The sequence below is a fragment of the Niallia sp. Marseille-Q9988 genome (assembly GCF_976954375.1).
Map to the genome: position 1 here is coordinate 46,347 of NZ_CDRJSZ010000013.1, position 25,521 is coordinate 71,867.

25 protein-coding genes are annotated in these 25,521 nt (G+C 30.6%); 15 read left to right on the forward strand and 10 right to left on the reverse strand.

Annotated features, from left to right (window positions below; translation table 11 throughout):
- Positions 1–7: 7 nt before the first annotated feature.
- From ACWNMZ_RS20480 to ACWNMZ_RS20500, 5 genes are read right to left on the reverse strand one after another with little or no spacing between them, the layout of a single operon-like run.
- Positions 8–721: a prokaryotic E2 ligase family D protein gene (locus ACWNMZ_RS20480; protein WP_251628551.1), complete on the reverse strand. Its 714-nt coding sequence runs from the start codon at positions 719–721 to the stop codon at positions 8–10.
- Positions 699–1,253, reverse strand: a complete 555-nt coding sequence (locus ACWNMZ_RS20485; protein WP_251628550.1) for a hypothetical protein — start codon at positions 1,251–1,253, stop codon at positions 699–701. The genes ACWNMZ_RS20480 and ACWNMZ_RS20485 overlap by 23 nt, the downstream gene beginning before the upstream one ends.
- A 14-nt stretch (positions 1,254–1,267) precedes the next feature.
- Complete coding sequence (locus tag ACWNMZ_RS20490) at positions 1,268–1,612, reverse strand: hypothetical protein (RefSeq protein WP_251628549.1); 345 nt, start codon at positions 1,610–1,612, stop codon at positions 1,268–1,270.
- A 51-nt stretch (positions 1,613–1,663) separates the two neighbouring features.
- Positions 1,664–2,803: a DNA polymerase III subunit beta gene (gene dnaN, locus ACWNMZ_RS20495; RefSeq protein WP_016204957.1), complete on the reverse strand. Its 1,140-nt coding sequence runs from the start codon at positions 2,801–2,803 to the stop codon at positions 1,664–1,666.
- A 56-nt stretch (positions 2,804–2,859) separates the two neighbouring features.
- Entirely contained in the window at positions 2,860–3,843 is a 984-nt protein-coding gene (locus ACWNMZ_RS20500; protein ID WP_053215732.1) for a Rad52/Rad22 family DNA repair protein, read from the reverse strand.
- A gap of 379 nt (positions 3,844–4,222) precedes the next feature.
- Between ACWNMZ_RS20500 and ACWNMZ_RS20505 the strand changes: the two genes are divergently transcribed.
- From ACWNMZ_RS20505 to ACWNMZ_RS20525, 5 genes are all read left to right on the forward strand, one after another.
- Positions 4,223–4,459: a helix-turn-helix domain-containing protein gene (locus tag ACWNMZ_RS20505; RefSeq protein WP_226793382.1), complete on the forward strand. Its 237-nt coding sequence runs from the start codon at positions 4,223–4,225 to the stop codon at positions 4,457–4,459.
- Entirely contained in the window at positions 4,431–5,792 is a 1,362-nt protein-coding gene (locus tag ACWNMZ_RS20510; RefSeq protein ID WP_047943232.1) for a hypothetical protein, read from the forward strand. The genes ACWNMZ_RS20505 and ACWNMZ_RS20510 overlap by 29 nt, the downstream gene beginning before the upstream one ends.
- Positions 5,793–5,980: 188 nt before the next feature.
- The gene (locus ACWNMZ_RS20515) at positions 5,981–6,274 is read left to right on the forward strand and encodes a DUF4258 domain-containing protein (protein WP_016204952.1); all 294 of its coding nucleotides are present in this window, start codon (positions 5,981–5,983) and stop codon (positions 6,272–6,274) included.
- Positions 6,275–6,297: 23 nt separating this feature from the next.
- Positions 6,298–7,560, forward strand: coding sequence for a DUF3854 domain-containing protein (locus ACWNMZ_RS20520; RefSeq protein ID WP_016204951.1), 1,263 nt, complete (start codon positions 6,298–6,300; stop codon positions 7,558–7,560).
- A gap of 166 nt (positions 7,561–7,726) precedes the next feature.
- Positions 7,727–9,619: a TniQ family protein gene (locus tag ACWNMZ_RS20525; RefSeq protein ID WP_449598873.1), complete on the forward strand. Its 1,893-nt coding sequence runs from the start codon at positions 7,727–7,729 to the stop codon at positions 9,617–9,619.
- 76 nt (positions 9,620–9,695) lie between these two features.
- Here ACWNMZ_RS20525 and ACWNMZ_RS20530 read toward each other — a convergent pair whose 3' ends face one another.
- Positions 9,696–11,507 (reverse strand): TniQ family protein, encoded by a 1,812-nt coding sequence (locus ACWNMZ_RS20530; protein WP_016204949.1) that lies wholly within the window; start codon positions 11,505–11,507, stop codon positions 9,696–9,698.
- A 62-nt stretch (positions 11,508–11,569) separates the two neighbouring features.
- Between ACWNMZ_RS20530 and ACWNMZ_RS20535 the strand changes: the two genes are divergently transcribed.
- The 5 genes from ACWNMZ_RS20535 (at position 11,570) to ACWNMZ_RS20555 (ending at position 16,612) form a co-directional block, all read left to right on the forward strand.
- Positions 11,570–12,208, forward strand: a complete 639-nt coding sequence (locus tag ACWNMZ_RS20535; RefSeq protein ID WP_053215733.1) for a TnsA endonuclease N-terminal domain-containing protein — start codon at positions 11,570–11,572, stop codon at positions 12,206–12,208.
- Between the two features lie 6 nt (positions 12,209–12,214).
- A complete protein-coding gene (locus ACWNMZ_RS20540; protein WP_016204946.1) occupies positions 12,215–14,290 on the forward strand; it encodes a Mu transposase C-terminal domain-containing protein in 2,076 nt (691 codons plus the stop codon).
- Between the two features lie 10 nt (positions 14,291–14,300).
- On the forward strand, positions 14,301–15,272 hold the full coding sequence (locus ACWNMZ_RS20545; protein ID WP_016204945.1) for a TniB family NTP-binding protein: 972 nt from the start codon (positions 14,301–14,303) through the stop codon (positions 15,270–15,272).
- 284 nt (positions 15,273–15,556) lie between these two features.
- Positions 15,557–16,015: a MarR family winged helix-turn-helix transcriptional regulator gene (locus ACWNMZ_RS20550; protein ID WP_016204944.1), complete on the forward strand. Its 459-nt coding sequence runs from the start codon at positions 15,557–15,559 to the stop codon at positions 16,013–16,015.
- A 69-nt stretch (positions 16,016–16,084) separates the two neighbouring features.
- The gene (locus ACWNMZ_RS20555) at positions 16,085–16,612 is read left to right on the forward strand and encodes an arsinothricin resistance N-acetyltransferase ArsN1 family A (RefSeq protein WP_016204943.1); all 528 of its coding nucleotides are present in this window, start codon (positions 16,085–16,087) and stop codon (positions 16,610–16,612) included.
- A gap of 361 nt (positions 16,613–16,973) precedes the next feature.
- On the opposite strand, the gene ACWNMZ_RS20560 is transcribed toward ACWNMZ_RS20555, so the two are convergent.
- The gene (locus ACWNMZ_RS20560; protein WP_016204942.1) at positions 16,974–17,531 is read right to left on the reverse strand and encodes a recombinase family protein; all 558 of its coding nucleotides are present in this window, start codon (positions 17,529–17,531) and stop codon (positions 16,974–16,976) included.
- Positions 17,532–17,717: 186 nt separating this feature from the next.
- On the opposite strand from ACWNMZ_RS20560, the gene ACWNMZ_RS20565 reads away from it, so the two are divergent.
- From ACWNMZ_RS20565 to ACWNMZ_RS20575, 3 genes are all read left to right on the forward strand, one after another.
- Positions 17,718–19,169, forward strand: coding sequence for a SulP family inorganic anion transporter (locus tag ACWNMZ_RS20565; RefSeq protein ID WP_040344256.1), 1,452 nt, complete (start codon positions 17,718–17,720; stop codon positions 19,167–19,169).
- Between the two features lie 20 nt (positions 19,170–19,189).
- A complete protein-coding gene (locus tag ACWNMZ_RS20570) occupies positions 19,190–19,609 on the forward strand; it encodes a universal stress protein (protein WP_016204940.1) in 420 nt (139 codons plus the stop codon).
- Between the two features lie 166 nt (positions 19,610–19,775).
- Complete coding sequence (locus tag ACWNMZ_RS20575) at positions 19,776–20,195, forward strand: universal stress protein (protein WP_016204939.1); 420 nt, start codon at positions 19,776–19,778, stop codon at positions 20,193–20,195.
- Positions 20,196–20,228: 33 nt separating this feature from the next.
- Here the strand turns inward: ACWNMZ_RS20575 and ACWNMZ_RS20580 are convergent, their stop codons facing one another.
- From ACWNMZ_RS20580 to rnjA, 3 genes are all read right to left on the reverse strand, one after another.
- Positions 20,229–21,503 carry an MFS transporter gene (locus tag ACWNMZ_RS20580; RefSeq protein WP_251628547.1) on the reverse strand — a complete coding sequence of 425 codons (1,275 nt, stop codon included), beginning with the start codon at positions 21,501–21,503 and terminating at the stop codon, positions 20,229–20,231.
- A 174-nt stretch (positions 21,504–21,677) separates the two neighbouring features.
- A complete protein-coding gene (locus ACWNMZ_RS20585) occupies positions 21,678–22,220 on the reverse strand; it encodes a recombinase family protein (protein ID WP_016204937.1) in 543 nt (180 codons plus the stop codon).
- A 301-nt stretch (positions 22,221–22,521) separates the two neighbouring features.
- Entirely contained in the window at positions 22,522–24,192 is a 1,671-nt protein-coding gene (rnjA, locus tag ACWNMZ_RS20590; protein WP_047945031.1) for a ribonuclease J1, read from the reverse strand.
- Between the two features lie 273 nt (positions 24,193–24,465).
- Between rnjA and ACWNMZ_RS20595 the strand changes: the two genes are divergently transcribed.
- Together ACWNMZ_RS20595 and ACWNMZ_RS20600 are read left to right on the forward strand one after the other, a co-directional pair.
- Positions 24,466–24,924: a MarR family winged helix-turn-helix transcriptional regulator gene (locus tag ACWNMZ_RS20595; protein WP_016204934.1), complete on the forward strand. Its 459-nt coding sequence runs from the start codon at positions 24,466–24,468 to the stop codon at positions 24,922–24,924.
- A gap of 69 nt (positions 24,925–24,993) precedes the next feature.
- Positions 24,994–25,521: an arsinothricin resistance N-acetyltransferase ArsN1 family A gene (locus tag ACWNMZ_RS20600; RefSeq protein WP_016204933.1), complete on the forward strand. Its 528-nt coding sequence runs from the start codon at positions 24,994–24,996 to the stop codon at positions 25,519–25,521.

Sequence of the window (25,521 nt, forward strand, 5' to 3'; positions counted from 1 at the left end):
ATTTTTATTATAGTTTCTCTAAAATTTGAATTTTCGAATGTGGTAATAAGATTTCATCATCAAATTGTTTATTTTCATATTTTTCAAATAATGCTGCCACACTTAAATTAGTAGTTGTTTTTGCTCCATAATCTTCTCCAAAAGGTGCCTGTAAAAATAATAAATGCAAACTGTTTAGTTGATAGATGTCATCTATTTCAGGAAAAGTATTTCCTCCCATGCAGACATGACCGCCTAAAGATACATGTGAAAAGGGGAAAAGAAATACTTCCGTATCTTTTGTCAAAAATTTGGAGCCTTTAACAGCAACAATGTTTTTCAATGTTACTTTTTTCTCCATTACTTCATATAAGAAGATTAGTCTTGGAAGTCCAACCTGTTTAAATAGAGTTTTTCCATACCGCATATCAAGTTGTTGTTTTGGTACCTCTATATATACTAGTTGATGCTTTGCTAATTCATTAATCCAAACATGTTTCACGCAATTTTTTGGAAGAATTGGAGTTTGAGAATCAATTATGTTATCCTCTATACTTTCTTGAAGAATACTAAAAAGATTAGGGAGGGTAATGTTATATAATCCCTCTACCATTCTTCCATTTAACTTAATCATTTGATCCAATGACTCTAAAGTATTATTGAAATCAGAAGTGATTTGTAACACTTCGACTTGTGCATTTAAGTGCTGTGGTTCATCACTAAGCCGAAAGATAATGTCCATTTTGCTGTTCCTCCAGTTTTTCGTAAATATTATTAGTCTCATCAGCCACCTCTATTAGAGCTGATAATAATTCATGATAAAATCCATCAAAAATGAACCCAATTATAATACCCAAAGACTCCTCTACAAATGCTTCACATTCTAAATCAATGTGATTCAAAGTTGACTTAACAAAGGCTATATACTCATCTTTTTGACTACTAGAACGTAGTATTTTTTCCACTTTAAAGCTATTCAACACTATATACCATTCTGCTTTTCGGTTAATTACACTCTCGATTTGTTTAGCAAGTGAGATTTCTTCTGGATCATCAGTATAAATTGTTGCGTGTTTTGTAACGAAACCCAAATCATTCATACCTCGCATTAAAAAATCGTATCCAGGATTAGACATAAAACCTATCTCTACTCGATAATTGCCGTATCCACTTACATCCACATTAGCGTCATGTAGAATCTTTAACATTAATAAGTTAGAAATTGAATATTCATAACTTGCCTTTGACTCTGCATCCATCAAAATTGATGTCATTTTTTTACACCTCTCTAAATAAAATCATCCTCATAACAATACATTTTTTTGCTTTCTTGACTCCAACGGACAAAAAATTCTTGGGTTTGCATATAAGAGGACCACATATTATTTTTTATATTGTCATAGTCTTCTTCAGAAAAATCATCCGTATATTCATCCGATGGTAAATAATAGAATTCATTGAAGGCAAGAATTGCTTCATCATAGGTAAATGAATTGAAATTAATACTTTCTGTTGCAGAATGGTTAATAACTATATCCATAAAGTAGGCCATTCCTGCTTCCGATGAATTTGGTTTAACAATAATATTTTTATTTTTAATTTCCTGTGAGAGTTTCCTCATATTTATTTTCATAAATCCTCCAATAGAAAAAGAAGAAAGGAGAGCCTTTCTTCTTACATTTTGTTATTTATTTCTCACCGGAAGAATCAATTGTATTTCCTCATGAGAAGAATCACATGGTGTTAATAAAAATGGACGCATAGAACCTTGGTATTTAAAGGACACATACTCTGATTCCATTGCTTTTAATGTATCGATCATATAATTATTATTAAAGGCAATATCAAAATTATCTTCACCTTCTAAACTTTCATAATCGATTTCAATTTTTCCGCTTCCAGTTTGCGCTTGATATGTTGATAAAGTCGCAACTCCATTTACATGGAGTTTAACGATTCCTTTAGTCTCATTATCTGCTGCATTAGTCAAACCATTAATCATTTCAAAGCCTTCCAAAAATTCTTTTCTGCTTATTTTCATTTCAGCAAGATGCTCTTTTGGAATTAAGCGGCTTACATCTGGATAAGTTCCTTCTAATAGACGGCAATAAAAAGTGAGATTATTATTTTGTAAAATAAGCATTCGATCATTTTCACAAAACACAGTAACTTTCTCACTTAAATCAAAGGATTTCAAACTTTCCAATATTGATTTTGCTGGGATAATAATCTTCCTGGACTCCTTATGAGATTCTGTGACGTCAATAACGCCTAAACGGTGAGAATCCGTACAGACAAGTCGTAGCTTATCTTCTGTAATTTCAAAACAAATTCCTTGTAGAACTGGTCTAGCATCAGAACTTGAAGCTGCATACCCTGTTTTTTTGATAAATGAATTAAATTCGGTTCCTTTAATAGACAGAGTTGGCTCTATACCATCAAATCTAGGTAATTTAGGATACTCTTCTGCCTTAAAAACTGATAGTTTAAATTCACTCTTTTTTTTCTTCCCATGTTTTATTACTAATTGCGTATCATCTAACGAAATGCTTAATTCGGTTTTAACTTTCTTAGCAATTTCATATAACTGATAGGGAACAACTACCTTACCTTCTTTATTAATAAGTATTGACTCATCTTCGAATAAAACTGGTAATTCATAACGGATAGTAGTGTTTAAATCAGATCCAATAACGATTATCTTATCTGACTTAACTTCTAAATAAAAACCTTGTAGTATTGGATTTGATGTTTTAGTTTTTACTAATTTCTCTACTTTTGAAAGGACCTCTAATAAACTCTCTTTATTAATAATAAATTCCATGTAATTTCCTCCTAAAAAAGGTTAAAAAAATAACACAAAAGTATTTTTGTGTTTGTTTACGCTGTTTGATGTTCAAACATATTATTTTTTATATCACCTTCAATAAATCCATTGATTTCTTTAATATCTTCTCTGTTCAAACGTATTAAACAAGAATGAAGGCTATCGATTTTCTCTTGTGGTTTTAAAATTCTCACATAATTTAATACATTTTCAACAGGTATTTTATAATGAATACTCATTTTAACTAAGTCACTTACGGGTTTTAAAGTATCATAGTATTTAATTAACTCTTTGTCAGTAGCCTTTTCCTTAATATCTTTTATTTCAACACAATCAGATTTAGTATCAGAATTTATATGATGAAATAACTCCATTGCTGCTCTTGGTTTAAGATTGATTTTATTTATAAATTCTGTGATGGAAATAAAATAAGAATTCCTATTGAAATTGTTATTTCCAGTCTTCTTATCAATTTCTCTTTTTTTATTGTTATTATCGGTAGTACTAGTTGTTTCTTTGTTTTTTCCTTGTTTTTGCTCATTAGGTGGTAAAGCCCAATCAGGTAAACGCGGTGGATCATAATATCCCACTACTTTATTTTTTTTATCATTCAAGTAGATAGAATTATTACTTTTAGTTTCAGAGATTTTAACATATATAGGCTCTAATTTGTATAAATAACGCCCAATACCAAACTGTACAGCAGCTCGCTTCATCGCATTCGATAAACCACCCTTAAAGGCTTCAAAATTAGAAGGTTCAGAACCATCCGATTTGGTAATCCATTGGCCATTAATATAACAACTAAGTTCACAAATTATACCACCGGAGAATTCTACGTATGAGTTTTTCCAGCCGCCAATACCAAATACTTCATCTAGTCTATTTTGAATAGCTCTGTTATTCACGTAAGCTACTACAAAAGCATAAGCTCCGTTGTTACCTTTGTTACTTGTTTGAACTTTCCATTCTATATCATTTTGTGAGAATGGTTGTCTTAATTTGTTAAGAATTTCTTCTGTAGATTGCGTCGTCATTTTTTTCTCTCCCTTTCTTAGAATAATTTATAACTCTTTTACATCGATAAACATAAAAAAGCCTTTGGAGAGATAGGGAAAGAATAGCAAAATGCTATTCTTAAAATCTATCAACCCAAAGGCTGTATGTTTATTTTAGAAACCGCAAATCCAAAAGGATCGCCAAAAAATTAAAAAATATAAAAAAGTTATAATTAAATTATACATTTTGTCTCCAACTGTAACAACTATTAAATAATTCATTCTATATATTTTTTAAAGTCTATGATATACTCTATTTAGATTAATAGTAAACATGAAAGCGATAACCGCTAGTATCCTCTTATCTAAGGGGGTATTAGCGGTTTTTTTTATTTTTTTGGAAAGAAGGGGAAAAATGATGAGAAATTTAAACCAAATTTGTATTGAAGATGATGTTGAAAGACTTATTATTTTGAGGAAACGATTGAAGTTAAATCAATTTCAATTCGCGAAAGAGATAGGCATCAGTAGCAGCTATTTAAGAAAAGTGGAAAGTAGAACAATTCCTTTTCCATTTAAATTCCGAAAAAAAATTGATGAATACTTAAAACAGGAGCATTTAATCTATGAAAAAGGTTCTAACCTCTATAAGTGATGAACAGATCATCGGGGCAATACAATCAAATGATGTAGAAATTGTATTCTATGATTCTAACTTCATTAACCATGAAGAAGAAAATTACATCTTTAATTTGTTAATTATTACTTCAGATGAAATAAACAATCAGTTCCTTACGTCTCTTAAAGTCCATGATATTTACATTTTGGGTAATTCAAATGACAATAAAGCAAATAGGAGAAACATGTATTTCTTTGAGAATGAGGATTCGCTCAGAAAGGCTCTATTCATCTGGCCAAAGAAAGTAAAAAATAATCAAGATAAAGATATTAGTACTTCTGAGAATACACTCAATATGGAGATTCAAGTTGACCAGGGACCTTTACATACTTCAATTACAGGTGAGGCACAAGAAAATAAAATAACTGACTCCATTGAAACTTTTGATTGTAATAATGCACCACCGGTGAATATTAAAGATGATTTCCCATCGACGGAATATCCTATTAGTATTAGTCATTTCAGTACAAATAAAATTGAAGCTATGAGAAAGCAATATGTATACAAAGGGAAACAATACCCACAAAACAAAACGATTGCTGTATGGTCTCCACTTCATCGTATAGGAGTATCGAGTTTTATTCTAAACTTTGCAATATACCTTCAAGAACAAAAAATACAAACAGCTGTTATAGAGGCAATGCAACCTCCAAAATTATCTAGTGTTTTGTCTAGATATGAACCAATGCCGGTTAATTTTCGTTCTTTTATAGAAGTGTTTCATTTAGAAGAATATGAACTTATGGAATTAGATTATCACAAAACGAATTGGCAATATATGGGAGTTCTGTGGCTGCCTATTGGAGAAAAAGATTATGTTTATAACTGGACTGAGGACTTTTTAGAGGTGTATTTTCAATTTTTTCGATATCATGATGTAATTTTAACAGATTTGCCAAGTGGAAAGATGACCGAAGAAACAGAAAAAGTACTTCAAAATATAGATGAACTTTGGGTAATGGTAGACAATTCAATTGTAGATATTTTAATGTGGAAAAAATATATTCACCAATTAAGAGAAAGACATGGAATATCAATGAAATTAATCTATAATCGTAGTTTTCCATTTAGTAAGATTAACTCTTTAGTGAATGGCCTTGAACTCCCGATAATAGGCACCCTTCCGGATCTAACAGAAGAATATATTCGATTACAATATAAAAAGAAGCCTCTTATCTCATTTGATGAAGTAAGGGAAAAAGTAAAAGAGAATTATGAACATCTTATTAAGGCGGGATTTCAATTGGATTCCATATCAAATCCAAAAAAATTGCCTCTCAAAACAATTATCAAAAAACTTTTCCAATGAAGAGGTTGAATAGAACTTAAATAAAGTGCTATGATAAATACATAAATTGTATATATTTTAGTATTTTGTTGCTTTCTTTTTGATAAGCGGTTTAATAATTAATAATAGCGGACTTTGGTTCGTAGTTTTGAGGAGTATTTCTGTCCTTTAACTACATACCAAAGTCTTTTTTTTTGGAGGTGAAGGAGATGAAATTACAAGAAGTAAAAAAAGTACTATTTAGTGGAAAAGGCAAAATCATAATCAGCATTCATACTATGCAGCGATTAGAGCAAAGAGGTTATACCAAAGCAGATATAGTTACTGCCATATTAAATGGAGAAATAGTGGAAAGGCAATCCATTTCAAAAGTTGCAGTACTTGGAAGAGATACTGACGATAATCCAGTGGTTGTAGTAATTGCAAAAGTATCAAATCATCAATTTAAGATTGTTACAACTATGCCACCAATTGATCGTAGTAGATTTAAATATTGTATTTAACAAGACGAAAGAGGAGGATAAGTATGAATTCCTTATATAGAAAAACAAAAGTAAAAGGGTTTTATGAATATTATCGTACTCCTTGTCCTATTTGTGGCAAAACAGGAGCATGCATGACCAATGAAGATAATAGCAAAGTAGTATGCATTCGAGTAGAAAGTGACATTCATTTTTCAAAAAACTCCGCGTTAATTAGTTACTTGCATGTATTAAAAAAAGATAATAGAAATAAAGTGAATGTAAAGGAAATGGCTGAAGAAGTAAATGGATTTCCCAAAAAGGACAGTATCACATTAGATACAATCTATCATGCGCTTTTAGATAATCTAATTTTAGATGATTTTCATTATAATCATTTAACTTCAAATGAACGCAAATTGAGTGATGAACAAATAACTATCAGAAATTATAAATCATTCCCTGATAAGCCGTGGACTATTGTTAAAGCCATTAGCAATGATTTAGGGATAAATGATTTTCAAGGGATACCAGGGTTCTATTTTCAAAATGGTTATTGGAGTATAGCAGGAATGAAAGGAATTCTCATTCCTTACAGAAACCAATATAACCAAATCGAAGGCTTTCAATATAGAATTGATAACCCACCGAATATAGTGGAAGTTAAACTTAATGGGAAAGAATTTCAGGCTAAAGTAATCAAACAGCCAAATGTTGTAGAAGTAAAATATAAAGGAAATATCATATTTCAAGGCGAGGTTCCTCTACAAAAGGAATGGACTACTATTACAGATAATAATGAGTTATTGGGATGGATTAGAGTTAAAAAAGCGAATAGATATTACTGGTTAAGTTCTGCCAATAAACCTAATGGGACAGGTTCTGGTAATCCAGCACCTATTCATGTATCAATTCCTAGTACAAAGTTAAAAAAATGGGTTCCTGGTACTCTTTATAAAGCTAAAACCGTGTGGCTTGGTGAAGGAGCTTTAAAAGGAGATATAGCAGTTGACTTAATGGCTAATCTATATGATCCATTAGAGATAGATCAAATTGGAGATACTTTCATTAGTCTTCCTGGTGTAGGAGCATGGAGGTTAGCAATCCCAGTATTGAAAGAGATGGGGGTTCAAACTATTAATATTTGTTTCGATGCAGATGCTATTGAGAATGTTTATGTAAAAAAACATCTATTGGAGTGTGCAAAGGAATTAAAAAAACAAAAATTTCATGCTAATTTAATTGTTTGGAAAGAATCGGATGGAAAAGGGATTGATGATTTATTATTAAAAAATAAAATCCCTAACATTAAAAGGATTTATTTGTGATTTTTCATAATTCTCCGGAATAATTTCATAATTGACCGGAATAGTTTTTCATAATTATTCGGAATGAAAAATTGAGTAATCTTAAATTGATTTAAGATTACTCAATTATATATTATTATATCTTTTAAACTTATAAGTAAAATAACTTTTTTGGGGGTGATTATTTATTGAACAAAAATTACTTTGTGTAGTTAAACCTAGAAAAGATGAAAATATCTTTAGTTATATTAATAGATTATCAATTGAAAATATGTATGAAACAAATACATGGATATTAAACGATTCTGATTTTAATCACTATATTGGTCCTCGCAATCTGCTACCATGGAAATTTGATTTTTCATCTTTAATGAATTTAACTGGCTTGTCACTTAATGAATTATTAATAACTACATTTTATAACGAGTTTGATTATGAAAAAGGAAAATTTAAGCATTTTAATTTTACTTTGTATCAAGACAGTTTGATGAATGCTCATGCTAAGGTATGTCCTAGATGCCTTGAAACTGTTGGTATTCATCATAAATTATGGGATATAAGAATTTTTTTAGTATGTCCAATACATAATTGTTTCCTTGTTTCTTCATGTAGTAGCTGTGGAAAACCAATTAAACAATATAGAAAGAAGTTTTATTATTGTAAATGTAATAAGGACTTAAGGACCTTAAAAGTTAAAAATGCTGACGAAAGCAATTCCTTCGTGTCAAGAATCATCTATTATAAATTTAACTCTGATACCAGAAATTTTAAAGAAAGTAATCTAAATTTGTTAACTAAACTTGATCTAAAATATATCTTATTGATTTATCACTTTTTTATAAGATTGTACTATAGAGATAAGAGTAGAGTAGGGAGTATTTCAATTCCATTTGAATATGAAGATAGGGAATTTACTACCTTAATTATGAACATTACAAAAAGATTCGAAAATTGGCCTGTTAATTATTCTGATTTTTTGGAATTGTACAGAAATTTTAAGAAGTGTAAGCCTAAATATGATAGAGGCAGTTATATTAATAACTTTGGCTACTTTTTTATTGATTTATATAATAAGTATAATCATCCTCAAATGGACTTCTTAAGAAATGAATTTGAAAATTATATATTTAAAAACTGGGATAGTTCATTAATTTCAAATAGTAGGAGTTTTAACAAGGATATTTATAGTGCTTATTATCTTTCATTATCACAAGTCGCTAACATGTTAAAATGCAAACATGTTACTGTAAAAAAACTTATAGCTAATGGATTTCTTAAAGCGAGTATTACCAAGGAGAGAGAAGAATTTTTATTAATATCAAGAGAAAGTGTTAATAGATATCTTTCAAATAAAAGATTCTTGGTTAATAGAAAAGTAACAAGTAGTATTTTAAACATATCACTTAACGGTGTGATTTCTTTAGAAAAGACTCTTTTGGAAGTAAAAAGTTCTCCAATCATTAATGGTACTAATGAAGTATTATATGACCGGCGGAAGATTGACCAAATCTTCCGAATTATAGAGAAAAGGTATGAAAGATATTGTTTACAAAGTAATCAAATTTCTTGTAATGAAGAAGAGCTAACAGATATTACAAAGAGTATTAAATATTCAGTAGGCACTAATTTATCCGATATGATTACACTTATAGTCAAGGGGAAAATACGTGTGGTTGATAAAAGAGTGAAAGATACAGGCTTAAAACGATATCTTATTAGAAAAAATGAAGTATGGGAAGAGTCATTAAAAAATAAGTTAGAAACAGGAAAAGGGGTATTATCTCGACTGGAACTAGTTAAATACCTAGGGATAAAAAATAGTCAAATTAGTTTGTTAATCAAATATGGGCTATTAAAACCAACCGAACTAATGGAAAAGCCATATTTTTCAGTAAATGAAGCAAAAAAATACAAAAATAATTATATTAATTTATCTCAGCTTAGTGATCTTGTTTCCCAAGACATTGACTTACTGTTAAACACATTAACTAGTAAAGACATTAGCCCTGTATTAAATCATTTCCAGAATAAATTTAAAATATATAGTAAAAGTGATGTAAAGCTAATTATAGAAGAATAAATATAAAATCTCAGCTTTTTTGAATAATTAATAAAATTCAGTAGATTCAGTCATTAGAAAGCTATTTTAATCTTTATTAGATTATGTTAATTACGCTTTTTAAGAATAATAAGCGTTTACCATCGTTTAATTCAGGTCCTGAAACAGCAATCAATTTCCCCTTATTATATTTTTTTAATATTCTTTTTGTACTAATAGATTTAATCATAGAAATTTGAAAGGTTGTAAAGTACTTGGATTCAAATTTAGTAAAGGAATCGTTTGTAATAGCCCCTGAGCTATTAGTTTTAAGTCTATTTGTACAAATCCAATATTCAATATCCTTTTTCTTAACACCAAACAAGAAGGCAACATCTTTTTGCGATAAAACTCCACTTTGTTTAGCCAGTTTAACAACAATATTTCGAACTATTTTAAAAAGTACTCTTTTTGAAACCAAAGAATTACCCAAAACTTTTTTATCTAATTCGAATGGTAAGCACCCTGCCAACATTGCTTTAATTACAACAAAAGAGTAATGTACACCAACCCACTGAAAGGCTTTATTTAAAATAATTTTTGGTCCAATTATTAGAGTGGTTCTCTGTTGTAACCTTAAAGTGATTTCTTCTAATTTGCCAATAGGGATTTGCCATTGCATTACAGAACCAGTTTGTATGTTAATAGCTGGCCATAATACATTATTGGAAAGTATGTTAAAAGTAACTTTTGGGCTTGTCCGCCAAGTATTCCGTAAGTGTTCTTTTGAAATCGATTCTTTGTAAAGGGACAACCATTTTTCGATTTCAATTTTTTTCACAAAGAAAAATTCCATTTCCTTGAAGTTACACATAAACAGCTGAAAATAATCACTTCTTTTAATTGTATCTTCTTTTAATTTAGTAATTTCACATGCCTTTTTTATACTAATAAATTGATTTGGATAACTATTTGGTAATTGATTCTTAAGTATATAGTTCATAAACTCAGTGTGCAATGGTTCCAAATTAGTGCCAATTAACTTATTAACAGCATTACAAAATAGACGAAAACTATTAAGGTTGTTTTTATTTTTCATCAATCTAATGAATGTATAAAATTGCTTTGGCCAATCCCTCAATAATATGTAAGCGTGTATGTATAAAGGACAAGATTGAATAAGTGTTTTTGATTTTTTTAAACGGCTATTAACAACTGCGTTTCCGCTATATTTAAAACCATCTAATGTTATAATCTCATCAATATTGATTGTTTGTGGTATCCAAGTTGCTAAAAACTCTAATGCATAATAGAATGTCGAAGAATTTGAAATCCAATCATTAATATTAACAGTTTTATCATGGGAGAAAAATTTATCAACCTCTTGTTGATAATTAAATAGAAGAGATAATGTAACATTTTTGGGTTTAGCTGAAGATAAAGGCATCCCACAAACACATTTATCGGAAATAACGGTCTTAATATTTATATCTCTAGAACAATACATACATTTATCAATTAGAAATAATTTGTGCTTTCTACATATAAAACTATATGTAAAACTCCAGTCTAAACGGTGAATCGGTTCCTCTATTAAACATACTGGACAAACCTTTGTTGTTTGGTATGAAAACCAAGGGCACTTAATAGTGTTCTTGGTATAATCTACTCTTAAACCGTGAAATTCTAATAGATAAGTAAAAGTCATACTGTTTGCAAGCTGATATTCGATGCGTAAAAAGTTTGAAGTATCTTTAATATGGTTTTGTTCGCCCCAATTCATTAAATTAACATTAGGCTGATAACCTGTAAATACGGAAAAGTGATCATTAATCCATTTTATGTTATCCATTAAGTTTTCTTTTGCCGTCCTATAAAAGAATCCAGTAAGGCTTTCGTTGTTCTTAGGCTTTAAATAAAAAAGTAACATGATGTTCTTCACCTCAAATATAATAATCTCCAAAAAAATACTCTGGTAAACTAGGTGATAATATGGAACAAGTTAGAAAAATAAAACCATCCAAAAAAGGCAGCTTTAGAGGCTTTATAAATAGCAAAAAGTCTAATGAAATGGTTGCTTGGGAGAGTCTGTTAGAGAAGGACTTCATTAAGGTTTTAGATTTTGATCCTTCAATCATAAAAATTCAATCTCAACCAATAAAAATAGAATACAGATATAAAGGGAAGATATACAAATATTTTCCTGATTTTTTAGTGGAAACTAAGGATAAACAGTATATTATTTTTGAAGTTAAGCCAGAGGATAAGATTAAAGAAGAAGATAATAAAGTTAAATTTGAAGTAGGGAAAATATATTGTGAAAAAAAAGGATGGAAATTCAAAATAGTTACAGAAAAAGATATAAGACAAGGATATCTAATACAAAACCTCGATAAGATTAGAGGAGTCGACGAAAGGTTAACTAAAGAAAGTACAAAAATAAAAATTTATAATTTTATACAAAAAAATGGAAAAAGTAAGATGGAAGATATCATAAAGTTTGATGATAGTATACCTAGTCCAGAAATTTATTCGAATTTATACTATATGATTTATAATCAGCAATTAAATATTGATCTCATAAATGAATTACTCAATGATGAAACTTTTATAGATATTGTGAGGGGATAGTTACTAATGAGTATGTTTGCATTTTTAGCAGGAACAAAGTTAATGATAGATGAAGATAGATATATAGTTAGAAGAGAAATAAATGGAGCAATCGAACTAGAGAATTTAAATTACAATAAAATCGAGATTTGGGATAAAGAACACTTATTAGAAAAGTGGAATAAAGAAGAATTAGTATTCAGAAATAACGATTGGCGCAGCAGTGAATCTGAAATTAGGGACTTTTCATTGCTAGATATAGATTCAGTTAACGAGGCTAAAAGAAGGTATAAAATTATAAAACCAGTGATAGACGGAGAGATACTACCTGCAGAAATTAAGAGTTATTTAGATACGATAGAACCAAAAGTTAGTAAAACAACCTTTTATGAATGGAAGAGTAGATGGGAAAAATATGAAGATATTCGAACTCTTGTAAAAAAGAAGCCTGGTCCCAAAAATCATTATACAAAGGGAGAGATAGTCGAACTAATAGAAGAACTGGTAAATGAATTCCAATATAGTGGTGAAAAGTTTACAGATGAACATCTTTTTTCTGAATTTTCATTAAGAATCGAAGAAATTAACAGATTTAGAGATGATAAAAATAAAATTAAAATAGTATCTCGTTCTACATTTTATAGAAGGAAGAAAACTATAGAAGACAAATTTAGAAAAGAAGAGATTAGGCTTGGTAAAGTTGAAACTGAATTGAGGAAGAAAGGTTCTAGAAAAGAAGTTGTAATTACTAAACCCTTGGAAAGAGTGGAGATTGATTGGACACCTGTCGATGTCTTATTAATTAATCCATCGACACTAAAGCCAGAACGTCCTTGGCTAGTCTATGCAATAGATAAAGCTACCGGTCATCCACTAGGATTTTATGTAACATTTAAGGATGTAAATGCATCTGCGGTGAAACAATGTCTATTACATTCTATTATGCCAAAAACGTACCTGAAAAAATTATATCCCTTAATAGAAAATGATTGGGTAGCATATGGAAAACCCTCTGAGGTAGTATTTGATAATTCAATAATAAATGAATCGTATGATGTTAAGGATACTTGCCAACAGTTAAATATAAATGTTCACTTTTGTAAAGTTGGTGCTGGTTATCAAAAGGGAACTATCGAGAGAGGATTTAGAACACTTAACACTACATGGATTCATACATTAAAAGGAACGACTTTTTCAAATGTTTATGAGAAAGGATTATATGATTCTGTAGGAGAAGCTTGTATAACAATGCAGACGTTTATTTATATGGCTCATCTGGTGATGGTAGATGTAATTGCGAATTCTTATGATAAGAGACGAGGAGGAAAGCCAAAGGATCTATGGCTTAAAGGATTAGTGAATAATCCTTTGCTACAATTACCTATACCACAAAGCAAAAAAGAGCTTAAATTAATTTTTATGAGTGGAATAGATTATAGAAAGATACAAAATAAAGGCGTTGTTATAGAAAACGAATACTATAATAGTAAAGATTTAATGGAACTTAGAGCTAACTTAATTAACGAGGTAAAACACGAAAAGAAAATTGGGTCTGTTAAAGTTCGATATGACTTAGCGGATATGAGATCTGTTTATGTTTATGATAAATTTAAAAAAATATATATTCAAGCAAATAACACATCTCTTGAAAGAAAGGAAATTCCCACGAATTTACCTGTTTATTTGTCTCAGTTAGAACTAGACTCTTCGGTAAGAACACTTGGCGCTAACAAAGATGATGTAACTAATTTAGCAAAAACCATAAGAAAAGTAAAAGAGCTCACAAATTGTGATAAAAAGAAATATAACCAACAAAAACGCAACTTGGAACAGTTGAATAAACGAGATTTGCCTAAGAGTTATAATTATGAAGGTATTTCTTCAATGGGATTAGCGGAACTACAAATAGAAAGTCCTATTGAAGCTGATACAATAGTTGTTCATTTTGATGAACAGAAAGAAAGGGAAAATAAACAGAAAAAATATGCAACTAAAAGTAAAAAAGAGCAATTACAAGATGAAGAAACAATGATTGGGAAAAGTAATAGTGATTATATTGATTTAGACTCATTACCAGATTATGGAGTGAGTTTCAAAAAATGAGGTCATAACGATGAATGAATTATTTAAGCCACTAAAAGGTAAAATTCCTGATGTCAAAGAAATAAAAAAAAGGAAAGAGCACGTTAAAAGTATCATTATTCAATATCCGCGTTATAAAAAAATATTAGATAAAATAGAAGAACACCATCAGTTATCCTTTGGTTCTGTTCAGCCTGATGGTTTATTTATATATGGTGAAACTGGTCTTGGGAAATCTACTCTACTCAAAGAGTATGAAAGTAAATATCCGAGAAAAATTATTGATGGTTTTACAAAAATTCCGATTTTATATTTAACAGTTCCTGTAGGAGCAACACCAAAGTCAGTGGCTTCTAAAATATTGTTGAATATGGGAGATCCAAACTATGATCGTGGTACAGAGAATAATATGACTGTCAGAATATTATCTTTTGTTGAAAAGTGTGAAGTTGAAATGATTATAGTAGATGAGTTTCAACATTTAATTGATAGCGAAAGTAAAAATGTATTAAACAAAGCATCTAATTGGGTGAAAAATTTATCTAATGAAGTTAGAATACCAATATTAGTATGCGGAATGCCTGAATCAAATAAAGTCTTTGTTTATAATGAACAATTAGACCGCCGCTTTTGTGAAAAGCAAAGTTTACAGCCTTTTTCCTACCAATCGAAAGAAGAGGAAATAGAATTTAGAGCGTTTTTAAATGGATTAGATAAGCAACTGCCCTTTCCTGAGCAAGCTTTCTTAGCTGATCCAGTATTAGCAAAGAAGATTTTTTATGCAACTAAAGGAAATCCTTATTATATAAAAAAACTAATAGAAGAATCAACCGTACAGGCTTTAAAAAGTGGGAGTGATTTAATTTCTGAGGATGACTTGTATATTTCATTTAAATCCATTTCATTATCAACAAGACCCTTTGTTATCAATCCATTTAATGATGAGAAATTTAATTTGATTGATGCATTTGAGAAAGAGAAAAGGATGAAAAAATACATATAATAACGCGTAATAAGAAGGTGAAAAATAAATGAACTCGTTTTTACTAATATTAACGCTTTTATAATTGATAAACGTCTAGAACCTTGTTTCATAAGGGATTAGACGTTTTTTATGAGATTTAAGGTTAATAGTAATTAACGCTTAATTTAAAAGTTAACACTCATTTTATTTTAGTGGAGGAGTCTCTTGTGTAACTAAAGGGGGAGTTGAATAAGGTATAAGTTCAAAATATTATTTGACATTATCAATTAATGATGATAACATCTAATTAGAGGCGATAATATATGAAAACACAGGATAAAATTCAAATACGTGAATTGCTCCAGCAATTGGTAAGGGACTTTGGTCTTCTTCAGAAAGACGGATCTGATTGTTGTGGAATTACAGTATCACAAAGTCACATTGTTTATGAGTTAAGTAAGAGCCCAAATGTATCTCTACAGACATTGGCAGAAAAGTTAATGATGGATACAGGGCTTTTAAGTAGACAGGTAAATAAACTGGTTGAACTTAACTTTATTTTAAGAGTTCCAGATCCTAATGATAGAAGGTATGTCCTTTTGTCACTTACGGATGAAGGGGAATTGAAGGCAGAGGAAATTTCCAATCAAATGTTAGAGTATCTAGGTAATATTTTTCAACATATTCAGGAAGATAAACATCAACAGGTAATGGAAAGTCTAAGTTTGCTTCTATATGCAATGAATAAAAACAATGGGCTAGGTAGTTGTGCCACCAAATAAGGTGGCTTTCATTAAATATTATAATTGATAAAGTCAATTAATGTGAAAGTCAATTAAGGAGTTGGAAAAATGATTAGGAAAGTAGAGGAAAGGGATTTATTGGCTATATTAGAGATTTATAATCAAGGAATTGAAGATGGAATAGCCACCTTTGAAGAAGAACTTAAAGACGAAAACTATATTTACAAATGGTTTAATCTCCATAATGGAAGATATTGTGCTTTCGTAGCAACAAACGAACAAGGAGAAATAACTGGTTGGGCTTCCATAAATGCTTATAATACAAGAGCTGTTTACCAGGGTGTAGGAGAACTATCCATATATATACATAGGGGATTTAGGGGGAAAGGAATAGGTCAGCAATTATTACGGGTCTTAGAAGAAGAAGCAAAATCACATGGTTTTTACAAGTTAGTGCTCTTTACATTCCCTATCAATGCTTTAGGTCAAGGTCTGTATCGAAAGCAGAATTATAGGAAAGTTGGATTATTTAAAAATCAAGGAAAATTAAGAGGGGAATTTGTAGATGTAATGATTATGGAAAAATTGCTTTTTGATCAAGATTATTATTTGTTAAAAACAAAGGAGAGTAAATAATATGTCAGAATTCAAAATCGGATTAATTTAGTAATTTTTCCGGAATGATTTGTCATAAATATTCGTAATATAATTGAGTTGTTGTATTAAAATAAAGTTCTAGATGAAAAAAGTTGCTTTTTTACAAAAAGTTCTCAACTGATTTGAAGTTAAATGTAAAATAACTAAATATTTAGTATTATTTCATCTAAGATTAATTAAAATAGACAAAAAATTGGAAAACCTCTGTTCTTAAATTTGACAGAGGTTTTTATATTTTTCAATCAATATAAGGAAATTAACAATTATCAGCCAGCACTTGATGTTACCTAAAAATACTTGAAAAAATCACAAATTGGTAGTCACCCAATATAATTTAAGCTTAGGATTTTCCCTCCCAATTTGATAAATATCTGTATAAGCTGGACTTACTAATTCCAGTTGTATTTTGAATTTCTATTAATGAAAACTGCTTACTAATATACATATCAATTGCTTTTTGAATATTACGTAAAGACTTTTTGGGTCTACCTGTATTTTTCCCCTGGTTTTTAGCTGTTTTTATTCCTATTTTAGTGTTTTCACTTATAATATCGCCCTGAAGGTTTATTAGATGTTGTACATATTCATTAAACTTTTCTTCCATTACATTACTCGTATCAATATTCTCTTTAATAAACAAAATATAAGCATCTTTTTCCCTAATAATATTTAATATCTCCTTTAATTTTTTTAATGAATCAGCAATTGTATAAAATTTTTCAACCACAATCTTATCGTGTTTATTTAAGTTTAATAACATCTTTTTAAGTGTAGTTTTATTCTTGTGAGAACTAAGTTCTTCAGTATAGATTACGTTACAATGATAGGTAGTAAGACTTTCTAACTGATCTATACAATTAGGGTCATCTTCAACAGGCCTCATATAACCAATTAACATGTATTAGCCTCCTTAGTTTTTAAGCGTTTAAATAAACCATATCATAAAAATTATTTGAAAAAAAGAACCAAAATGGTTCCATTTTGGTTCTTTTGGTGTTAGACTGTTCAAAGTAAGTTAAAAAAGCTGATTATATATTTATTATATAAAATATTATAACGGAGGTATTTTTTAGTGATTGAAAAAATGAAGAGAGATTGGTTTTCAAATATTCCCGCAGATATTCTATCTGGAATAGTAGTTGCCTTGGCACTGATTCCAGAAGCAATAGCGTTTTCCATTATTGCGGGTGTTGATCCAATGGTTGGCCTGTATGCCTCTTTTTGTATGGCTGTAACCATTTCTTTTGTTGGCGGAAGACCAGCTATGATTTCGGCTGCGACTGGAGCTATGGCATTACTAATGGTGCCATTAGTAAAAGACTACGGTATAAACTACTTATTAGCAGCCACTATATTAACAGGTATTATCCAAGTTGTTTTTGGAGTTTTAAAAATAGCAAAGCTAATGAAGTTTATTCCGAGGGCAGTTATGGTTGGCTTTGTTAATTCTTTAGCTATTTTAATATTTATGGCACAAGTCCCTCATTTTATAGGTATCTCCAATATGACTTATATCTTTGTAGCCATTACATTATTGATTGTCTATATCTTACCAAGATTTATAAAGACGGTTCCAGCACCATTAATTGCAATTGTTTTATTAACAAGTTTAGCAATTTTCTCTGACTTTGATTTAAGAACAGTTGGAGATTTAGGTAATATCACTCAATCGTTACCATCTTTCTTTATTCCTGATGTACCACTTAATTTTGAAACATTAAAGATTATTTTTCCATATTCCATTGCATTAGCTATTGTAGGTTTATTAGAATCTCTTTTAACTGCTTCCATTGTGGACGACATGACTGGAACAGGTAGTAATAAAAATAGGGAAGCTAGAGGGCAAGGAATTGCCAATGTTATTACAGGTTTTTTTGGTGGTATGGCAAGTTGTGCGATGATAGGACAATCCGTTATAAACGTAAAGTCAGGTGGTAGAGGTAGGTTATCTACACTTGTTGCTGGACTATTTCTTATGTTTCTAATTTTGGTATTAGGGAATATAGTAGTCCAAATTCCAATGGCAGTCCTGGTAGGTATAATGATCATGGTTTCTATTGGTACATTTGACTGGTCATCTTTTACTTACCTAAAAAACGCTCCAAAAACAGATGCAGCAGTTATGTTAGTCACTGTTATCATCGTAGTAGCAACACATGATTTATCTATCGGTGTTATAGCAGGAGTTATATTAAGCGCCATCTTTTTTGTGGCTAAAATATCTAAAATTAAGTTGGTTAGGAATGTGAATAACCAGAATATTACTTTCGAGGTAGAAGGGCAGTTATTTTTCGCTTCCGTGGAAGAGTTCGTGGAGCAATTTGATTTTTCTGTGGAGAATAAGAATATTATTATTGATTTCACCAATGCGCACATATGGGATGATTCAGCTGTTGGTGCGATCGATAAAGTAGTGATTAAATATCGAGAAAATCATAACAACGTGACTATTAAAAACTTAAATGCAGCAAGTAAAAAAATCGTGGATAAGTTGGCAGTATTTAACGATCCAAATGCAAAATTATCTGCACACTAAAAAGGGGAGTGAAGTGTATAATGTATAAAAAAATACTATTAGCCATTGATGGATCAGAACATTCTAAAAGAGCAACAGAGGAAGCAATGAAAATTGCTTCTTTAAGTGAAGAAAGTACAATAAAATTAGTTTATGTTGTGGATTTTTCCAAATCAAAAGATGAGGTTTTACACGCTCATAATAAGGAGGAATTGGAGTTATCTCGCAAGAAAAAATTATTGCCTTTTGAAGAGTTATTAAATGCCAATAATATTGATTTTAGTTTTGAATTATTACACGGAGACCCTGGACCAGCTATAGTAGAACATGCTAATAAAAAAAAGTTTGATATGGTTGTAATCGGAAGCAGAGGACTTAACACTCTACAAGAAATGGTACTAGGCAGCGTCAGCCATAAGGTGGTTAAAAGAGCCAATTGCCCAGTATTGATAGTAAAATAATTGTATTATAAAACCCACTTTAAAAAAAGTGGGTTTTATTTTTGAGGAAAATGGAAATGAATGAGTTTAATTGAAAATAAAATAAAAATAACATAAATTAAGTTCCCGTTTTATATAAAAAGTTATATTATATATGTAAGCGCTTGCTTAGTTGGGAGGAATGAAAATGTATAGAAATATCTTATTAGCAACCGATGGTTCCGTACACTCAAAAAGAGCTGCATTAAACGCAATTTATATTGCTAACTGTTGCTCAGAATCTAAAGTAGAAATCGTTATGGTAAGTGATCCTTCAAAGGCAAAGACTGAGACCCTTCATAATTGGAATAGCTCTGAATTTGTTGATAAAAATAGAGGGAAAATTTCAGAAGTGGAAAAGTTAGTGAAAGAATCGGGGCTCAATTATGAAGTTGTTATATTAAAGGGAGAACCAGGTCAAGTTTTAGTAGACTACATTAATAACAAGGGTACAGATCTTGCAATAATGGGAAGCAGAGGATTAAACGTCCTACAGGAATTTGTTTTAGGTAGTGTAAGTCATAAAGTAACTAAAAGAGCTAACTGTCCAGTATTAATTGTAAAATAAACTTGCTAATTAGAAAGAAGGTTAAAACCTCCTCTAATTAGCTCTTTTTGCTATTGTTACTTTCTGAGGTTTTTTTGCAAGGATTGCTCCAAATATTCCAAGAATCGGAAATAACAGTAAAAATAATAAGCTTTCTATATAACTGTGAAAATAATCATATCCTATTCCTAGTGGCAATGGACCAATTGCAGAACCTACAACCATAACCATCATAGCAATCCCGTTTATACTCCCTAGGTATTTTCTTCCGAAATAATCAGACCATATAATATTGAGTGTAATTCTTTCTATTCCATTGCTTGCTCCCCATAATATTCCAAAAATAATTCCAATCCAAATGCTTTTTACATTTATTAACAGAATGAGGAATGTAATCTCTGTTAAGAATATCCCCATCAAAAGGATTTTTGTTTGTATTTTTTCTAGTATAAAACCTGACAAAAATGAAATTGGGAATCCAACTAATGCCATCAGGCTTAAAACACTAGCTGCTAACTGCGAGGACAGGTGCTGTTCTTGAAATATGGATAAGAGATGGAATGTAATAGCTGTATTTACAAGTGCAGGGATTCCCACGCAAACTAAAATTGCCCAAAAAGCTTTAGTTTGCATAGCTTCTTTTAAGGTCCAATCCATCACTAAATAAGAATGGGATATTTTATTATGAGATTTATTCTTGAATTTTTCTGTAATACCATCTGGCAAGGCTCCAATATCCTCAGGCCTATTTCTCACTCCTATTATAGCAAGGGGTGTGAAAATAATTAGTAATGCGACTCCCCATATTTGCCAGGTTGTTTGCCAGTCCCACTTATCAATTAACCACGTATTTGCAATAGGAAAAAAAGCAGCACTTGAAAAGCTTCCTATAGCCATAAAACTCATTGCTCTTCCTCGTTTTTTTATAAACCATTGTGGCACTATGGTATTAGGAATTAACGTCATACTTCCTTGACCCAAGAACCTAATCAAGAAAAAACCAATTCCTAACATCCAAATATTGGTAACAAAACTATTGAAAAAACAAGCTAATGAAAACAAGACACTTACTATTCCGAGCATTCTACGATAACCAAAGCGATCCATAAACTTTCCCATAAACATTATCAGAAATCCAGAGCATAAAGTAGCGATGGAATATAGACTGGATATTTCGGTTCTATTCCACCCAAAACTTTTTATGTATTCCTCAATGAATGTCGAATTTGAATAGGTTTGACCAGGCCCTGAAAAAAATGTACCTAAACCTGCTATAAAAACAATAAACCAACCGTAAAATATAGAAGTATTCCTCTTCCTTTTATTCATAGTATTAACTACACTCCTTTTGATTAAAAAGATGAGAAGATGGCTATCTAAAATAATTCTTGTATTAAGGAGCCAACCTCTAAAGTGATGAATTATAGTGGAGAATAGCTACACTAAGTAATGATTTAGTTTCACTAGTAATTAATTGGAGATTTGTAAAACACTGATGAAGTATTATTTTTCTAGATATCGATACAGAGTAGTTTTACTGATTCCGGTATGTTCCTTTATTTGGGCAAGACTGAATTTTCCACTTTTGTACATTGACATGGCAAGTTTAACATTTTTATCTGGCTTTTTTGGTCTTCCAGGTGCTTTTCCATTTTTTTTTGCTTCAAATAATCCTTCTTTGGTTTTTTCACTAATCAAGTCTGTTTGGAATTCAACTAAATGATTTAGTATCCCAGTAAATTCATAGTGTTTTGTTATGCTAGTATCGACATTTTCATGTAACGACTGCAAAAATGCGTTCTTTTTCTGAACTTTCTCCATTATTTCCAGAAGATGACGGGTGGAATCAGCAAGTGCGAAAAATTTAGTAATAACAATTTTGTCCTCACTTGAAAGAGAGTTTATTAATTCTATTAATTTTATTCTTTTTTTGGCTGAGGAATGGTCTTCTAAAATGATAGATGTGCAATTTATTGCTTCTAATTGAGTTATTTGTTTTTTGCAAGTAAGATCTTCTTGTGTTGGTCTAGCGTAGCCATATAACATATTTATCCTCCTGATGGTGTTGTGACCAAACTATAATAACATATTTTTTTATTGTACTTCCTATGATTTTCCTCTTATTAGAGATAATGTTTTTATTAAGTTTAATTGGACACAAGGTAAATCAATCAACTATGATAGATAATAATTTTTTCATATTTTTATTTATCAGGAGGATAATTGGCTTAGCTTAACAGTGCATCTCTAATTATTACTTTATATAAAAAGGTTTCTTAAAGTAGTTGAAAAAAGAAACCCTTTGTTAGTTTCTGTGACAATTTTTATAAAAGAAAATATTGTATTCTTACACTTCTATAATAATGGGTAGTAACATTGGTCGACGTCCAGTTTCAGCATATAAGAATGGACTAAGAACTTCCACAATCTCTTGTTTAATTTTCCCCCAATTTAATATATCTTGTTTGAGTAGTGTGGATACACATTCATTTACCACTTTTTCTATTGTTCTCATAAGTTCTTCAGACCCACGCATATAAACGAATCCTCTTGTAACTATTGCAGGTGGAGATACTAACTGCTTTTTTTTACTATCCATACTTAGACTTATGATGATAATTCCTTCTTCGGATAAAATTTTGCGATCACGTAATACAATATTTCCTATATCACCTATACCGCTTCCATCAACATAGACACCTTGGGAAGGTATTGTTTTACTGTTAATTCGTGCTTCATCTTCAGAGATTTCTAGTACTTGACCATTATCCATAACAAAGCAATTTTCTAGTGAAACACCCCAATCAACAGCTAATTCTACGTGTTTTTTTAACATTCGGTATTCTCCATGAATGGGCATGAAGTATTTGGGCTTTATTAGTGATATCATTAATTTTTGTTCTTCTTGGGTACCATGACCAGATGTATGAATATCACTAATTTTATGGTGTATAACATTTGCACCTACTCGGAATAATTGATTAATTGTCCGATTAACACTTATAATATTCCCAGGAATAGGAGAGGAAGAAAAAACAACTGTGTCACCTTTGACAATATGAATTTGTCGATGATTACCATTTGCTATTCTCGACAATGCAGCCATAGGTTCTCCTTGACTTCCTGTACATATAATAGTTACTTCATGAGTTGGAAGATAATTAATTTGACTGATTTCAACAAATATATCTTCAGGAGCCTGTATATAACCTAGGTTTTTTCCTATCTGAATTGTTTTTTCCATACTTCTTCCAACGATAGCGATTTTCCGCTTATAACGAATAGAAGCTTCAACTACTTGTTGTATTCTATGAATGTTTGATGCAAATGTCGCAAATAAAATACGAGATTGTGTTGCTTCGAATATCTCTTTAATCGATTCTCCAACTTTTTTTTCAGACATTGAAAAACCGGGTACTTCACTATTTGTACTATCAGATAATAAACATAAAACTCCTTCTCGACCAATTTCTGCTATTTTGTGAAGGTTGGCTTCTATCCCCATTGGTGTAAAATCAAATTTAAAATCACCTGTATGCACAATATTTCCATCAGGTGTGGTGATTACTACGCCGAAAGAATCTGGAATGCTATGTGTTGTTCGGAAAAATCTTACTTTTATATTGTCAAATTGAACATCAATATCATCTGAAATATGTATCATTTCTACATAACCTGTTTTATGTTCCTCTAACTTACTCTGAATTAATGCTGTTGCTAGAGCCCCTGCATAAATAGGTACTTTTATACGCTTAAATAAAAAAGGAACTCCACCTATATGATCTTCGTGTCCATGTGTAATAAATAAACCTTTAATTTTGTCTTTGTTTTTCTCCAAGTACGTATAATCAGGTATAACATAGTCTATACCTAATAATTCGGATTCAGGAAATTTAAATCCAGCATCTACAATTATAATTTCATCATTGTACTCGATTACATACATGTTTTTTCCGATTTCTCCTAGACCACCTAAAGCAAATATTTTTGTTTTGCTGCTATATTGTAAACTATTCATATTCTAACTCCTTCTAAATTAAAATTCGATAAGAGAAATTAATATCGATATATATCTAGATTTTATTAATGATTTTTCTAAATTTCGAAGAATTACTTTTGATATAAATATTTTATCTTCATCTTTCATACCATTATTAAGCATAGTCTATCATTTGTAGACCTAAAAAGGAACCTTTTTGAAACTGTTTCTTATGTCTCATAAGAATTAGGAAGTTTAACATTTGACAATATCAATTAATGACGTTATCATTTAGTGTAGAGGCGATAATATATGAAAACCCAGGATAAAATTCAAATACGTGAGTTGTTACAACAGTTGGTAAGGGACTTTGGACTTCTTCAGAAAGATGGTTCTGACTGTTGTGGAATTACAGTATCGCAAAGTCACATTGTCTATGAGTTAAGTAAGAGTCCGAATATATCTCTACAGACATTGGCAGAAAAGTTAATCATGGATACAGGACTTTTAAGTCGTCAGGTTAATAAATTGGTTGAGCTTCACTTCATCTCAAGAGTTCCAGACCCTAATGATAGAAGATATGTCCTTTTGTCACTTACAGATGAAGGGGAATCGAAAGCAGATGAAATTTCCAATCAAATGATGGAGTATCTCGGTAATATTTTCGAGCACATACAGGAAGATAAGCATCAACAGGTTTTAGAAAGTCTAAGTTTGCTATTGGTTGCAATGAACAAAAATAATGGGTTAGGTAGTTGTGCCACCAAATAAGGTGGCCTTCATTAAACAATATAGTTGATAAAGTCAATTAATGAAAAAGTCAATTAAGGGGATGGAAAAATGATTAGGAAAGTAGAGAAAAGGGATTTATCGGCTATATTAGAGATTTATAATCAAGGAATTGAAGATGGAATAGCCAGCTTTGAAGAAGAATCTAAAGACGAAAACTATATTTACAATTGTTTTAATCTTCATAATGGAAGATATTGTGCTTTCGTAGCAACCAATGAACAAGGAGAAATTATGGGGTGGGCTTCGATTAACCCATACAATAGTAGGGCTGCTTATGATTGCGTAGGAGAAATATCCATATATATACATAGGGGATTTAGGGGCCAAGGACTAGGACAGCAACTATTACATGTCTTAGAAGAAGAAGCAAAATCACAGGATTTCTACAAACTAGTGCTCTCTACATTTCCTATAAATACTTTAGGCCAAGGTTTATACCGAAAACTAAACTATAGGGAGGTTGGATTATTTAAAAATCAAGGAAGATTAAGAGGCAAATTTGTAGATGTAATGATAATGGAAAAGTTGCTTTTTGATCAAGATTACTATTTGTTAAATACAAAGGAGAGTAATTAA